The organism is Micromonospora sp. ABR4_055 (genome assembly GCF_056160425.1).
Window position 1 is genome coordinate 1 of sequence record NZ_JBSWXD010000043.1, and the last position, 13053, is coordinate 13053.

At 70.9% G+C, this 13053-nt stretch carries 10 protein-coding genes and 1 pseudogene; 6 read left to right on the top strand and 5 right to left on the bottom strand.

Features of this window, described 5'->3' with window-relative positions; all coding sequences use genetic code 11:
- Positions 1–35: 35 nt before the first annotated feature.
- The 3 genes and pseudogenes from ACXAHD_RS12730 to ACXAHD_RS12740 all read left to right on the top strand — a co-directional run.
- Positions 36–539 (top strand): annotated as a pseudogene (locus ACXAHD_RS12730) (ATP-binding cassette domain-containing protein); the annotation flags it as partial.
- A gap of 4 nt (positions 540–543) precedes the next feature.
- Complete coding sequence (locus ACXAHD_RS12735) at positions 544–1431, top strand: metal ABC transporter permease (RefSeq protein ID WP_281554263.1); 888 nt, start codon at positions 544–546, stop codon at positions 1429–1431.
- Positions 1352–2140, top strand: coding sequence for a metal ABC transporter solute-binding protein, Zn/Mn family (locus tag ACXAHD_RS12740; RefSeq protein ID WP_281554262.1), 789 nt, complete (start codon positions 1352–1354; stop codon positions 2138–2140). The genes ACXAHD_RS12735 and ACXAHD_RS12740 overlap by 80 nt, the downstream gene beginning before the upstream one ends.
- 75 nt (positions 2141–2215) lie before the next feature.
- Here the strand turns inward: ACXAHD_RS12740 and ACXAHD_RS12745 are convergent, their stop codons facing one another.
- The 3 genes from ACXAHD_RS12745 to ACXAHD_RS12755 all read right to left on the bottom strand — a co-directional run bounded on the left by ACXAHD_RS12745 (position 2216) and on the right by ACXAHD_RS12755 (position 5860).
- On the bottom strand, positions 2216–3517 hold the full coding sequence (locus ACXAHD_RS12745; RefSeq protein WP_281554261.1) for an SPFH domain-containing protein: 1302 nt from the start codon (positions 3515–3517) through the stop codon (positions 2216–2218).
- Positions 3517–5091: an SPFH domain-containing protein gene (locus tag ACXAHD_RS12750; RefSeq protein ID WP_281554260.1), complete on the bottom strand. Its 1575-nt coding sequence runs from the start codon at positions 5089–5091 to the stop codon at positions 3517–3519. The genes ACXAHD_RS12745 and ACXAHD_RS12750 overlap by 1 nt, the downstream gene beginning before the upstream one ends.
- Before the next feature lie 166 nt (positions 5092–5257).
- Complete coding sequence (locus ACXAHD_RS12755; RefSeq protein WP_281554259.1) at positions 5258–5860, bottom strand: nitroreductase family protein; 603 nt, start codon at positions 5858–5860, stop codon at positions 5258–5260.
- A 227-nt stretch (positions 5861–6087) separates the two neighbouring features.
- On the opposite strand from ACXAHD_RS12755, the gene ACXAHD_RS12760 reads away from it, so the two are divergent.
- The gene (locus tag ACXAHD_RS12760; protein WP_281554258.1) at positions 6088–7584 is read left to right on the top strand and encodes an RICIN domain-containing protein; all 1497 of its coding nucleotides are present in this window, start codon (positions 6088–6090) and stop codon (positions 7582–7584) included.
- 67 nt (positions 7585–7651) lie between these two features.
- Here ACXAHD_RS12760 and ACXAHD_RS12765 read toward each other — a convergent pair whose 3' ends face one another.
- The gene (locus ACXAHD_RS12765; RefSeq protein ID WP_281554257.1) at positions 7652–9046 is read right to left on the bottom strand and encodes a short-chain fatty acyl-CoA regulator family protein; all 1395 of its coding nucleotides are present in this window, start codon (positions 9044–9046) and stop codon (positions 7652–7654) included.
- Between the two features lie 192 nt (positions 9047–9238).
- Between ACXAHD_RS12765 and aceA the strand changes: the two genes are divergently transcribed.
- Together aceA and aceB are read left to right on the top strand one after the other, a co-directional pair.
- Positions 9239–10576, top strand: a complete 1338-nt coding sequence (aceA, locus tag ACXAHD_RS12770) for an isocitrate lyase (protein ID WP_281554256.1) — start codon at positions 9239–9241, stop codon at positions 10574–10576.
- Positions 10573–12177: a malate synthase A gene (aceB, locus tag ACXAHD_RS12775; protein ID WP_475050704.1), complete on the top strand. Its 1605-nt coding sequence runs from the start codon at positions 10573–10575 to the stop codon at positions 12175–12177. The genes aceA and aceB overlap by 4 nt, the downstream gene beginning before the upstream one ends.
- A 129-nt stretch (positions 12178–12306) precedes the next feature.
- Here the strand turns inward: aceB and ACXAHD_RS12780 are convergent, their stop codons facing one another.
- Positions 12307–12855 carry a type 1 glutamine amidotransferase domain-containing protein gene (locus ACXAHD_RS12780; RefSeq protein ID WP_289212601.1) on the bottom strand — a complete coding sequence of 183 codons (549 nt, stop codon included), beginning with the start codon at positions 12853–12855 and terminating at the stop codon, positions 12307–12309.
- Positions 12856–13053: the final 198 nt, after the last annotated feature.

Genomic DNA, 13053 nt, shown 5'->3' on the forward strand with positions numbered 1-13053 from the left:
ACCATGTTGCGTGAACGGAACCAAACGACTACGGCAAGACAACGCTGCTGATCACTTTCCTTGGGTTGCACCAGCGGGCCGCTGGTGCCTGTTTGGTCGACGGCGTGTTCGCGGCTGGCCGCGACGGCTGGGCACGACGACGCCGCGAGGTGGCCTGGGTGCCGCAGCGGCTCACCCCGGGGCATTTCCCGCTGCTGGTCCAGGAACTGCTGGCCAGCGGCGGCGCACCGGCAGCCGCCGCCGACGCGGCCGACGCCCTCGGTGTCGGCGGTCTCGACGACCGGCCACTGCACACGCTCTCCGGCGGGCAACTGCAGCGGGTGTTCCTGGCCCGGGCCTTCGGCGCGGTCGCCGCTGGGGCCCGTGCGCTGCTCGCCGACGAACCGACCGCCGCGCTCGACTTCGGCGGTCAGGAACAGGTCGCCGGGCTGCTGGCCGGGCTGCCGGTCACCGTCATCGTCGTCTCACATGACCGGGCGATGTCCCGTGCCTGCGACCGGGTCGCCGAGATGGCCGCCGGCACGTTACGGGTGGTCTGACCAGGTGGAGCACTTCCTCGAGCTGCTGGCCCTGCCGGCGGTCCAGCGGTCGGCGATCGGGTTGGCCGTCGCCGCCGTCGGGTTGCCGATCGTCGGGGTGTTCATCGTCGGTCTGGACATCATCGCCGTCCGGTTCGCGATCATGCACGTGGCGTTGCTCGGCATCGCCGTCGGTCTGCTCGTCGGGCTCGACCCGATGCTGTGCGGGCTGGTGGCCTGCGGGTTGGCCGGTGCCGGAGTCGCCCCGCTGGCCCGCCGGCCGGCCGGGCTGCCCGGCGCGATGGGCCTGCTGATGACCTTCGCGATCGCCACCGCGCTGCTGGTGCTGTCGGTGTCCGGGGTGAACGCCACCGGTGCGTTCGAGCTTCTGTGGGGGTCGATCCTGGCCACCCGCGACGTCGACCTGGTCGTGCTGACGGTCCTCGCCGTCGCCGTGCACCTGTTGTTCTGGCGATACCGGCGGCAGCTGGCACTGCTGCTGTTCGACCGCGAACTGGCGCTGTGCTCCGGTGTGGCCGCCGGCGGCCTGATGCTCGCGCTGCTCATCGTCGTGGCGGTCGCGATCGGAGCCTCCATCCGGCTCACCGGCGCGCTGCTAGTCGACGCGCTGACCATCCTGCCGGCCCTGGCCGCCCGCAACCTCGGTCGGTCGCTGACCTCGATGGCCGCCTGGGCGGTCGCCTTCGGCGTACTCGGCAACGCGGTCGGCTTCACCGCCGCGCTGCTGCTCGACCAGCCACCCGGCCCCGTCCTGGTCCTGGTGGCCGGCACCCTGACCCTGCTCACCTATCTCATCCCTGAAGGAGCACTGCATGCGCTGGTCACGAACCGTCGTCGCGTTGACCGCGACGACCACACTCGCCCTGTCGGCGACCGGGTGTGGCAGCACTGACGCCGGCCAGACCGCGCCGGACGCCGACGGCCCCCCGGCCGGCGGGCCGGCGATCGTCGCCTCCACCACCTGGGTCGGCGCGCTGGCCAGGGCCGCCGGGGTCGCCGACATCACGGTGATCGCCCCGGCCAACGTGCAGCATCCGCCGGACTACGACCCGAAGCCCAGTGACCTGGCCGCCGTCGCCGACGCCGACTACGTGCTGTATGCCGAGTTCGACGGATTCGCCGACCGGCTGACCGAAGCTGCCGGCGGCGACGCGGAGCTGATCGCCGTACAGTTGGAGAACACTCCCGCTGCGATCACCGCCGAAGTGAACCGGCTCGGTGCGCTGTTCGGCACCGCCGACGCGGCCACCGCCTGGCTCGCCGAGTTCGACAGCACCTACGCGGAGCTGTCCGAGCAGGTCAAGACGGCCGCGCCGGAGCCGGGAACGGCGGTGGCCCAGCTGTTCATCGCGTACTGGGCGGAGTTCGCCGGTCTGCAGGTCGCCGGTACCTACGGCCCGCAGCCGGTCACCGCGAGCCAACTGGCCGAACTGACTGCGGCAGAGCCGACCGTGGTGCTGGCCAACGCGCACCTGCCCGGAGCCAACCCAGACGTCGAAGGGGCCGCCAGGGTCGACATCATCAATTACCCCGGTGACGACCTGGACCTGCTGACGGTGTTCCGCACCAACGCGGAGAACATCAGCGCCGCCCTCGCCTGATCCCGAGCCACCGGGCGGGCGGACCGTTTCCGGTCCGACCGCCCGGTCACGCCGATCGCGAGTCGATCGGGTCTGTCAGTCGGCGTCGTCTGCGCTCGCGGCGGCGCCGCGGGCCGGCAACGCAACGGTACGCGGCAGCAACTGCGCGGTGAGCAGGGTGGACAGTGCCGAGACGTCCCCGCCGCCGGTACCGTCGGTGCGTACCACCACCGGCTGCGGGGCCTTGCCGGCGAGCGCAGCGCCCACCTCCAGCCGGCGCAGCGCCAGCTCGTACTGCAGGACCGCCCGGTTGTCCCGGTACGCCTGGGCCAGCCGGCGTTGCGCCTTGGCCTCGTTCTCGGCGGCGATCAGCCCACTGCGGCCCCGGGTCTCGATCTCGAACCGGACCCGCTGCGCGTTGGTCTCCTGCTCCTCCAACAGCTGCGCGACCTGCTCACGGGCCTTGTTCAGGGCCGCCTTGACCTCGACGAACCGGGCGTCACGCACCTTCTTGGCCCGCTCGATGTCCATCTGCAGGCTGTCGATGCGCCGCTTGCGGGTCAGCCCCCACTCCTGCTCGTACGCGGCGTGCTCCTTGGCGACCCGCTCCCGGGTGGCCAGGTGCTGCTGGTACTGGGTGGGCAGCTGCACGTCGGGGATGTTGCAGCCGGTGATCCGCACGCCGTAGCGGGACAGCTGCCGGTTGAGCAGCTCCTGCATGTCGGCGACGTCGGAGCCACGCAGGTCGTACGCCCGTTCGGTCTGCACCTGGCGGGCCCGCTGCCGGATGGCGTCCTGCACGGCGCTGGACAGCACCAGGTCGAAGTTGCCGGCGCCGATGGCCCGGACGAACAGCACCGCGTCGGTGATCCGCAGCTTCATGAAGAACTCGATCGAGCGCAGCGGCACGTTCTCCCGGGTCGGGCAGGCCATCACCGGCGCCGAGTACGGAATCTCGGTGGCCACGTCGACGACGAAGTCGACCCGAGACCAGGGATGCCACAGGTAGTGCCGGCCCGGTTCCAGGGTGCGCACGACCGCACCGTAGCGGGTCAGCACCCCATGAGTGCCCTGTTCAATCTCCACGATGGACGACCGCCACCACCAGAGCGCGCCGAGCAGCAGCAGCGCCACGCCAGCGAGATAGCTGGCTGTGGCGAGGGCGCCGTACGCGGCGCCGACCAGCCCGTCGGCCCCGTTCAGGGTGAACATCACGCCGGACAGCAGGGCGAGCAGACCGAGCCAGAGCGGCACCATCCAGCCGAGCCGGCGCCGGTGCTTGGGGATCACCACCGGTACGAGGCTGCCCGCGTCACCGCCGCGCAGCAGCTGGGCGAGCTCGCTCCACGGTGCCACCGCCTCGGAGATGACCGACCTGCCGCCGCTGAGTTTGCTCATCACCGCTGTGCCTCCGTCTCGTCGTCGGTCGGCTCCGGCGCACCGGGGGCCAGGGAAACGCCGGCGTCGGTGCCCGGAACGGTCGGTTGGTCGGCCTCGCGCAGTGCGGCGATCTCCGGCTCGCGTTCGGCGATCCGGGCGGCGACCTCGGTCAGCCGGGTGCGCATCGTGGCCATGTCGGTCTCGCTGAACAGTTCGGCACCTCGTTCGCCGACCAGTTCGCGGGCCAGTTTCAGCAGGTCCACGCCCACCGCGCCGTCCGGGTCGGTGGAGCCGCCGATGCGCACCAGCCGGGGCAGGTGGTCGGCGACCTCCTCCAGGGTGTCGAGCACCTCCCGCTGGTAGCGGTAGTCGAGGATCTCCGGTGCTTCGGCGGCGGTGACCGCCCGGATGTCCAGGGCCTGCGCCTCCAGCAGGGCGGCGTTGGCCCGTGCCTCGGACTCGGCCAGCACGTACCGCTGGCGGGCGAGCGCCTCGGCGCGGTTGGTCTCCCGCTCGACCGCGGTGTCCATCTGCGCCTGGTACTGGGCGATCTCGGCCTGGATGCCGGACAGGGTTTCGTGCAGGGTGGCCAGCTCCTTGGTCAGGTCGCCCTCGTCCTGCTCCTTGCGCAGCTGCAACGCGTACTGGTGGGTGTAGGCGTCCTTGGCGACCCGCACCATCTCGGGCGCGGCGAGGTCCATCCGGTACTCCCGGTCGGACGGCTCGGCGTGGGTGATGTTGGCGTTGGTCAGCTCGACCGCCGGGAGGAACTGCTGGTTGAGTTGCTCCAGCAGGCGGCCGGTGTCCTCGCCGACCATGTTGTAGATGTCGGCGGCCTGCTGTTCGTAGATCAGGCTGCGGATGGTTTCGCTGACCGCGTTGCTGAGCTTCTCCTCGAAGCCGCGGACCGCACCGAGGGTGTAGACGAACTCCACCGGGTCACTGATCCGGAACTGGATGAACAGGTCGATGGACGCCTTCACGCCGCCCTTGGTCGGGGCCTCGCGCACCGGCGCGTTGAACGGGTATTCGCGGGTGGTGTTGACGATGTACGACACCCGCTTCCACGGGTTCAGCAGGATCACCCGGCCGGGGCCGACGACCTGCTCCAGCTTGCCGAACCGGGTGATCAGCGCGGCGCAGCCGTCCGGCACCATCACCATGCCCTGGCGCCACCAGACGAAGCCGACGGCGAACAGCGACAGCACCCAGTAGTGGATACCGAACAGCGGGTTGAGTAACAGGTTGCCGCCGGCGACCGCGACCACCGCGGAGCCGAGTACGCCGAGCACCAGCAGCAGCGACACCGGCAGCATGGTGAGCAGCGAACGACCGCGCGGAATCACCATCGGGCAGATGACGTGCGCCGCCCCGCCCTCGCCGCGCCGCTGCTCACTGCGGTTGAGCACCTCACCCGCGTCGTCCAGCGGCACCCGGCGCTGCTCCATGACGGTGTCGATGCTGCCCCCGAGGTCGCGGGCCGCCGGGAAGTCGACCGGGTCCATCCCGTCCTCGACCGGCTGACCGCCGCCAGCCCCACCGGCCCCACCGGTCACGGCACCGCCACGGCGGCGCAGCTCGGCCATGGCCATCTGGCGAGGATCGTTACCTTCAGCTATCGCGTAGGCGGCGTTGCGTATACCTTGTTGGACCCGTGACACGGTTCCCCTTCCGCAGATCTCAGTCGGCGCCCGGCTCGGCCAGCTCGGCGCACCGGTCCCGCGAAATGCTAGCCACCCAGGTCAACCGGGGTGACGGCTACGCCGGGTCGGGCACCGACGCCGGGCGTACCGACAGCAGCAGGTCGGCGACGGGCAGCCGGTGCCGGGCGGCGCGCTCCCTCGTGGCGAGCGGCTCGTCGAGCTCGATGGTGGCCGCCCGGCGGCCGACGGCGACGACGACCAGCGGGTTGAGCGCCGCCGTGGGCAGCAGCGCCGCGACCCGTTCGGCGTCGAAGCCGCCGAGCTGGTGCACGGCGAGCCCTTCGTGCTGGGCCTGGATCGACAGGTGCGCGACCGCCTGCCCGGTGTCGTAGGCGGCCCACGGGCGGGTCGCGCCGCTGTCGGCGACGGTCTGCGCGGCCACCACGATCAACGCGGCGGCGGCATGCGCCCAGACCCGGTTTCCCGGGTCGAGCGCGTCGAGCAGGCTGGCGTGGCCGGCATCGCCACGGCGGACCACGCCGAACCGCCAGGGTTGGCTGTTTCCGCAGCTGGGCGCCCAGCGGGCGGCTTCCAGCAGCGCGGTCAGCTGCCGGTCGGTGAGCCGGTGCTCGGGATCGAAGGCGCGCGGGCTCCACCGGTCGGCGAGCAGCGGGTGCAGTGGCTCGGCCGTGGTCGCGGTCTTCGGGACGTCGGACACCGGGTGCTCCTGTCGGGGTCGGGGTCGGGGTCGGGGTCGGGGTCGACAACAGAGTGTCGAGTATCCAGTGTGTCGGTGCTCAGTGCTCGGTACGACGGTACGACGATCCACAGGTGACCGGCGAGCCATGCCATCGATTCATATCGCTTTTACGCCTAGTCTGGATCGACACACGTGGTGCCGTACGTCCGCGACGCCACATCCGGCCACCCCGAAGGAGGCAGCCGATGCCTGCCGCACCCCGCCCCGGGGAACACCCCCGCCGTTGGCGGCGGCGCCTGGTCCGCACCGCCTGCGCCGCCCTGTCCGTCCCGCTCATGCTGGTCGCCGCGCTCGCGCTCGCCGCCGCACCGGCCGCCGCCGCACCGGTCACCGTCACCAATGCCACCCAGTTCACCGACACCACCGGCGCCGGCGTCCACGCCCACGGCGGCGGCATGATCAAGGTGGGCGGGTACTACTACTGGTTCGGTGAGAACCGCCACGACGACCACACCTTCCGGTACGTCTCCGTCTACCGGTCAACCGACCTGCGCACCTGGGAGTTGCGCAACCACGTGCTGCGACAGTCCAGCAGCCCGGAGCTCGCCGTCGCCAACATCGAGCGCCCCAAGATCCTCTACAACCCGGCCACCGGCAAGTACGTGCTCTGGATGCACTGGGAGAACGGCGTCGACTACGGCCAGGCCCGGGTGGCGGTGGCCACCTCCGACACCGTCGACGGCGACTACACGTACCTGGGCAGTTTCCGGCCGCTCGGGTACGACTCGCGGGACATGACCGTGTTCCGCGACGACGACGGCACCGCGTACCTGATCTCCTCGACCCGGGTCAACGCGGACCTGAACATCTACCGGCTGACCCCCGACTACACCGGCGTCGCCGCCCTGGTGCAGACCCTGTGGCCGGGCAACTACCGGGAGGCGCCGGCCATGTTCAAACGTAACGGCGTCTACTTCCTGGTCACCTCCGGCGCCACCGGCTGGCAGCCCAACCAGGCCCGGTACGCCACCGCCTACAGCATCACCGGCACCTGGACCGCCCCGACCACGTTCGGTGACAGCATCACCTACGGCTCGCAGCCGGCCTACGTCCTGCCGGTGCAGGGCACCGCCACCACCTCGTACCTGTACCTCGGTGACCGCTGGGCCAGCGCCTGGGGCGGCCGGGTCAACGAGTCCCGCTACGTCTGGCTACCGCTGACCTTCCCGTCGAACACGTCGCTGAGCATGGCCTGGCATCCACAGATCAGTATCGACACCGCGACCGGGCAGGTCACCGGCGTCGGCGGCGGGTACGCCTACGAGACGCTGCGGGCCCGGCACAGCGGCAAGTGCCTCGACGTGCTCAACGAGTCCACTACGGACGGCGCCGGCGTCGCCCAGTACGGCTGCCACAACGGCGGCAACCAGCACTGGCTACTACGTGACCTGGGTACCGGCTACCACCAGCTGGTGGCCCGACACAGCGACCGCTGCCTGACGGTGTCGAACGGCTCCACCGCCGACCACGCCGCCGTCGCCCAGTACGCCTGCCAGCCGGGCCGCACCGACCAGCAGTGGCAACTGGTCGACGCGGGCTCCGGCTACCAGCGGATCGTGGCCCGGCACAGCGGCAAGTGTCTCGACGTCGCCGGGTACTCCACCGCCGACAGCGCCCGGGTGATCCAGTACACCTGCGGCACCGGCGGCAACCAGCAGTGGCAGCGGATCGGGGTCTCCTGAATCTGCGCCGTGTCCGCTGCGGGACCGGACGGCGCGGTCACGCCGTCCGGTCCCCCGGCGGTACGGGTCAGTCCCGCAGCGGGTACGGAATGAAGGTGCTGCGGTTCTCGTCGACGTCGAGCCGCCGGCTGATCGGCGGGGCGGCCCGCTGCGGGCAGGTCATCCGTTCGCAGGTCTTGCAGCCGGGGCCGATCGGGGTGGCGGCGTCGGCGGCGTGCAGGTCCATCCCGGCCGAGTAGACCAGCCGACCGGCATGACGGGTCTCGCAGCCGAGTCCGATCGCGTACACCTTGCCGGGTTGACCGTAGCCGCCGTGGTGGCGGATGACGGTCCGGGCGATCCACAGGTAGCGCTGGCCGTCCGGCATCGCGGCGACCTGGGTGACCACCCGGCCCGGCGAGCCGAACGCCTCGTAGACGTTCCACAGTGGGCAGGTGCCGCCGGTACGGGAGAACGGGAACCCGGTCGCCGACTGGCGCTTGGACATGTTGCCGGCCCGGTCGACCCGGACGAACGAGAACGGTACCCCGCGCGAGCGGGGCCGTTGCAGGGTGCTCAGCCGGTGGCAGACCGTTTCCCAGCCCATCGCGAAGTGCTCGGCGAGCAGGTCGATGTCGTAGCGACGGGTCTCGGCGGCGGTGAGGAACCGCTCGTACGGCAGGATCAGCGCGGCGGCGAAGTAGTTCGCCAGGCCGACCCGGGTGAGGATCTGGGTCTGGACGTCATCGAACCTCTCCTCCTCGATGATCTCGTCGATCACGTCGGCGTACTCCAGCAGGGCGATCTGCGCGGCCATCCGGATCGCCTCCTGTCCGGGTCGCAGCGAGGTGGACAGGTGCAGGGTGCGGGTCTGCGGCCGGTAGCGGTGCAGCTCGCCGCCGAGGGAGTCGGCGTCGTCGCGGGAGATCCGTACGCCGTGTCGCTGCGCCAGCCGGTCCCGCAGCGCCGCCCGCGCCTCGCCCCGGCGGATGCCGATCTGATCGGACAGCCGCTCGGCGGCCTCGTCGACCGCCGGGACGTAGTTCTGCCGCCGGTAGAAAAACTCGGTGACCTGGTCGTGCGGGCTGTGGCCAACCCGCTCCCGGTCACCGACGAGCTCGGAGAGCTGCTCGTCGGCCTGCTGGTAACGACGGTGCAGGTCGAGCACCGCCTCGGCCACCTCGGGCAGCCGGGAGGCGAACTCGGTCAGGTCGCCGATGCCAGTGCGGGAGCCGAGCGCCTCGCGCAGCCCGGCGACGAGTCGCGGGGTGTCGTGCGGGGCGAAGCTGGTCGGGTCGACGCCGAAGACCTCGGTGATCCGCATCAGCACCGCGACGGTCAACGGCCGGGAATCGTGCTCGATCTGGTTGAGATAGCTCGCTGAAATGTTGAGCTGCCGGGCCAACTCGGTCTGACTGATTCCCCGGTCCTCACGCATCCGGCGCAGTCTGGCACCGGCGAAGGTCTTGGCGATCGCCCTCACCTCCACGCTCGTCCCGGCTGCGATCCGCCAACGTTAACACGCGCCCGGCCAGCATTAGCAGGGCTGCGAAGAGATGCTTTTGCAAGTTGGCAAAATGGGCCGACGACTTTTCAGTAATTGGCTACTTCCGTCTCTCGACCAGTCGCCGGCGTCGTGTGACCGTTGGTCGCACGCCACCCGAAGGAGACGACGATGCACACCGCAGTGGAGACCGTGCAGAGCGCAGTGGATCAGTTGCGACACGAATGGGACACCGACCCGCGCTGGCACGGGGTGCGGCGCAGCTACCGCCCCGCCGACGTGGTGCGGCTGCGCGGCGCCATCACCGAGGAGCACACCCTGGCCCGGCACGGCGCCCGGCGGCTGTGGCAGCTGCTGCACAGCGAGGACCACGTCCACGCCCTCGGCGCGCTCACCGGCAACCAGGCGGTGCAGATGGTCCGGGCCGGGCTGAAGGCGATCTACCTGTCCGGCTGGCAGGTGGCCGCCGACGCCAACCTTGCCGGGCACACCTACCCCGACCAGAGCCTCTACCCGGCGAACTCGGTGCCGGCGGTGGTCCGCCGGATCAACAACGCGCTGCTACGGGCAGCGCAGATCAGCACCGCCGAGAGCGGTGCGGACGGCGCCGGACCCGACAGTGCCGGGCCGGGCGGCGGGGACGGCCCGGCGACCGACTGGCTGGCCCCGATCGTCGCCGACGCCGAGGCCGGCTTCGGCGGCGTGCTCAACGCGTACGAGCTGATGACCGCGATGATCGCGGCCGGCGCGGCCGGGGTGCACTGGGAGGACCAGCTGGCCGCCGAGAAGAAGTGCGGCCACCTGGGCGGCAAGGTGCTGATCCCGACCGGCGCGCACATCCGTACCCTCGAAGCCGCCCGGCTGGCCGCCGACGTGGCCGGCGTGCCGAGCGTGGTCATCGCCCGCACCGACGCGCAGGCCGCCACCCTGCTCACCACCGATATCGACGAGCGGGACCGGCCGTTCGTCACCGGCGAGCGCACCGCCGAAGGCTTCTACCGGGTGCGCAACGGTATCGAACCGTGCATCGCCCGAGGCCTGGCCTACGCGCCGCACGCCGACCTGCTGTGGATGGAGACCAGCACCCCGGACCTGGAGGTCGCCCGCCGGTACGCCGAGGCGATCAAGCGCGAGTACCCGGACCAGCTGCTGGCGTACAACTGCTCGCCGTCGTTCAACTGGCGCAAGCACCTCGACGACGCGACCATCGGCAAGTTCCAGCGGGAGCTGGGCCACATGGGGTACAAGTTCCAGTTCATCACCCTGGCCGGCTTCCACGCGCTGAACTACTCGATGTTCGACCTGGCGCGCGGCTACGCCAGTGACGGGATGAGCGCGTACGTGTCGCTGCAGGAGCGCGAGTTCGCCGCCGAACCGGCCGGCTACACGGCGGTGAAACACCAGCGGGAAGTGGGTACCGGCTACTTCGACCTGATCTCGACGGTGCTCAACCCGGCCGGCGAGACCACCGCGCTGCGCGGCTCGACCGAGGAGGAGCAGTTCGCGTGAGGTACGAGATTCTCGGTCCGATGGCCGACCGGTTCGACGAGGTGCTCTCCGCCGAGGCGCTGGAGTTCCTGATCGCCCTGGACGGCGAGTTCGCCGCCCGGCGGGTGGCGCTGCTGGACACCCGCCGCGCCCGGCGGGCCCGGTACGCCTCCGGCCAGCTGCCCGACTTCCTGCCGGAGACCGAACACATCCGCACCGACCCGACCTGGCGGGTCGCCCCGCCCGCACCCGGGCTGGTCGACCGGCGGGTGGAGATCACCGGACCGACCGACCGGAAGATGACCGTCAACGCGCTGAACTCGGGCGCGAAGGTGTGGCTGGCCGACTTCGAGGACGCCACCAGCCCGACCTGGCGCAACGTGATCGGTGGGCAGCTGAACCTGATGGACGCCCTCGACCGGCGGATCGACTTCACCGACGAGCGCGGCAAGCGGTACGCCCTCGGCGAGGAGCCGGCCACGATCGTGGTCCGTCCACGCGGCTGGCACCTGGTGGAGAAGGGCATCGTGGTGGACGGGCGGCCGATCTCGGCAAGCCTGGTCGACTTCGGGCTGTACTTCTTCCACTGCGCCCACCGGCAGCTCGACGCCGGCGCCGGGCCGTACTTCTACCTGCCGAAGTTGGAGAGCCACCGCGAGGCGCGGCTGTGGAACGACGTGTTCGTCCTCGCCCAGCGCCGGCTCGGCCTGCCGCAGGGCACCATCCGGGCGACCACGCTGATCGAGACGATCACCGCCGCGTTCGAGATGGAGGAGATCCTGTACGAGCTGCGGGAGCACTCGGCCGGGTTGAACGCCGGCCGGTGGGACTACATCTTCAGCATCATCAAGAACTTCGGGCAGTGGCCGGACTTCGTGCTGCCGGACCGCGCCGAGGTGACCATGACGGTGCCGTTCATGCGGGCGTACACCGAACTGCTGGTGCGGACCTGTCACCGACGCGGCGCGCATGCCGTCGGCGGGATGGCCGCCTTCATCCCCAGCCGGGACCCGCAGGTCAACGAGGCCGCGCTGGGCAAGGTGCGGGCGGACAAGCAACGCGAGGCCGGCGACGGCTTCGACGGCTCCTGGGTGGCCCACCCGGGCCTGGTGCCGACCTGCCGGGAGGTCTTCGACGCGGTGCTCGGCGACCGTCCGCACCAGGTCGACCGGTTGCGCGAGGAGGTGGCGGTGACCGCGACCGACCTGCTGGCCGTGGACAAGACGCCCGGCCAGGTGACGGCGGCCGGGGTCCGCGCCAACGTCGCGGTGGCGCTGCGGTACGTCGATGCCTGGCTGGGCGGTGCCGGCGCAGTGGCCCTGTGGAACCTGATGGAGGACGCGGCGACCGCCGAGATCGCCCGCTGTCAGGTCTGGCAGTGGCTGCACCACGGCACCCCGTTGGCCGACGGTGGATGCGTCACCGAGGACCTAGTCCGGTCGGTCCTGGCCGGGGAGCTGGTTGCGCTGGTCGACGGGCGGGACGGTCCGGACCGCGACCGCGCCGAGGCGGCGGCCCGGATCGTCGAGGAGACGGCGCTCGGCGAGGACCTGCCGGCGTTCTTCACCACCGAGGCGTACGCCCGGCACCTGTCCCCCGCCGGCGCGGTGGACCGGCGCTGACGCCACCCCCGCGGTCGTCGCGGGTCACCGACGCGCCGCCGGGCTCACGGCGGCGGACCGGCAGCCGGTACGGGCTCAACGACGCGCCCGTACCGGCTGCCGTCGGTCATTGATGGCCACCGAGGAGGCTCAGTGCCCACCTTCGGCGATCTCCTCGACGAGCTTGGCGCTGAACGCTGGCAGGTCGTCCGGTTTGCGACTGGTGACCAGACCGTTGTCCACCTGGCATTCGGTGTCCACCCAGGTCGCCCCGGCGTTGGTCAGGTCGGTACGCAGACTCGGCCAGGAGGTGATGGTGCGGCCCCGCACCACCCCGGCCTCGATCATCGTCCACGGCGCATGGCAGATCGCCCCGACCGGCTTGCCTGCGGTGAAGAACGCCCGGACGAAGCCGACCGCGTCCGGGTCGGTACGCAGAAGGTCCGGGTTCGCCACCCCGCCGGGCAGCACCAACGCGTCGTAGGCATCCGGATCCGCCTTGTCCGCGGTGAGGTCCACCGGGTACGTCCGGGACTTGTCCAGGTGGTTGAAGGCCCGGATCTCGCCCGGCTGGACCGACACCAGTTCGACGGCGGCACCGGCCGCCTCGACCGCTTCGCGTGGCTGGGTGTACTCGACCTCCTCCACCCCGTCGGCGGCCAGAAAGGCGACCCGTTTGCCCTGCAGTGTCGTCGCCATCTGCGGCTCCTCTCACTCGCGTACGGTGTCCAGTCGGTTGATCTGCCCCAGGACCGCCCGCTCAAACCCGCCGTTACGGTGAAGTGCGTGACGCGCGACGTGACGGGTCGCGCGACAACGGCGGTGAGACCTGGACCATCAGAGTATTCTTCACGAAGGGGACGCCGAATTCGAAGATCAATTCCAGGGCGTCCTCAC

Coding starts and splice junctions, on each gene's coding strand:
- ACXAHD_RS12740 (WP_281554262.1), top strand. CDS start 1,352: ATGCGCTGGTCACGAACCGTCGTCGCGTTGACCGCGACGACCACACTC.
- ACXAHD_RS12745 (WP_281554261.1), bottom strand. CDS start 3,517: ATGAGCAAACTCAGCGGCGGCAGGTCGGTCATCTCCGAGGCGGTGGCA.
- ACXAHD_RS12750 (WP_281554260.1), bottom strand. CDS start 5,091: ATGGCCATGGCCGAGCTGCGCCGCCGTGGCGGTGCCGTGACCGGTGGG.
- ACXAHD_RS12760 (WP_281554258.1), top strand. CDS start 6,088: ATGCCTGCCGCACCCCGCCCCGGGGAACACCCCCGCCGTTGGCGGCGG.
- aceA (WP_281554256.1), top strand. CDS start 9,239: ATGCACACCGCAGTGGAGACCGTGCAGAGCGCAGTGGATCAGTTGCGA.
- ACXAHD_RS12780 (WP_289212601.1), bottom strand. CDS start 12,855: ATGGCGACGACACTGCAGGGCAAACGGGTCGCCTTTCTGGCCGCCGAC.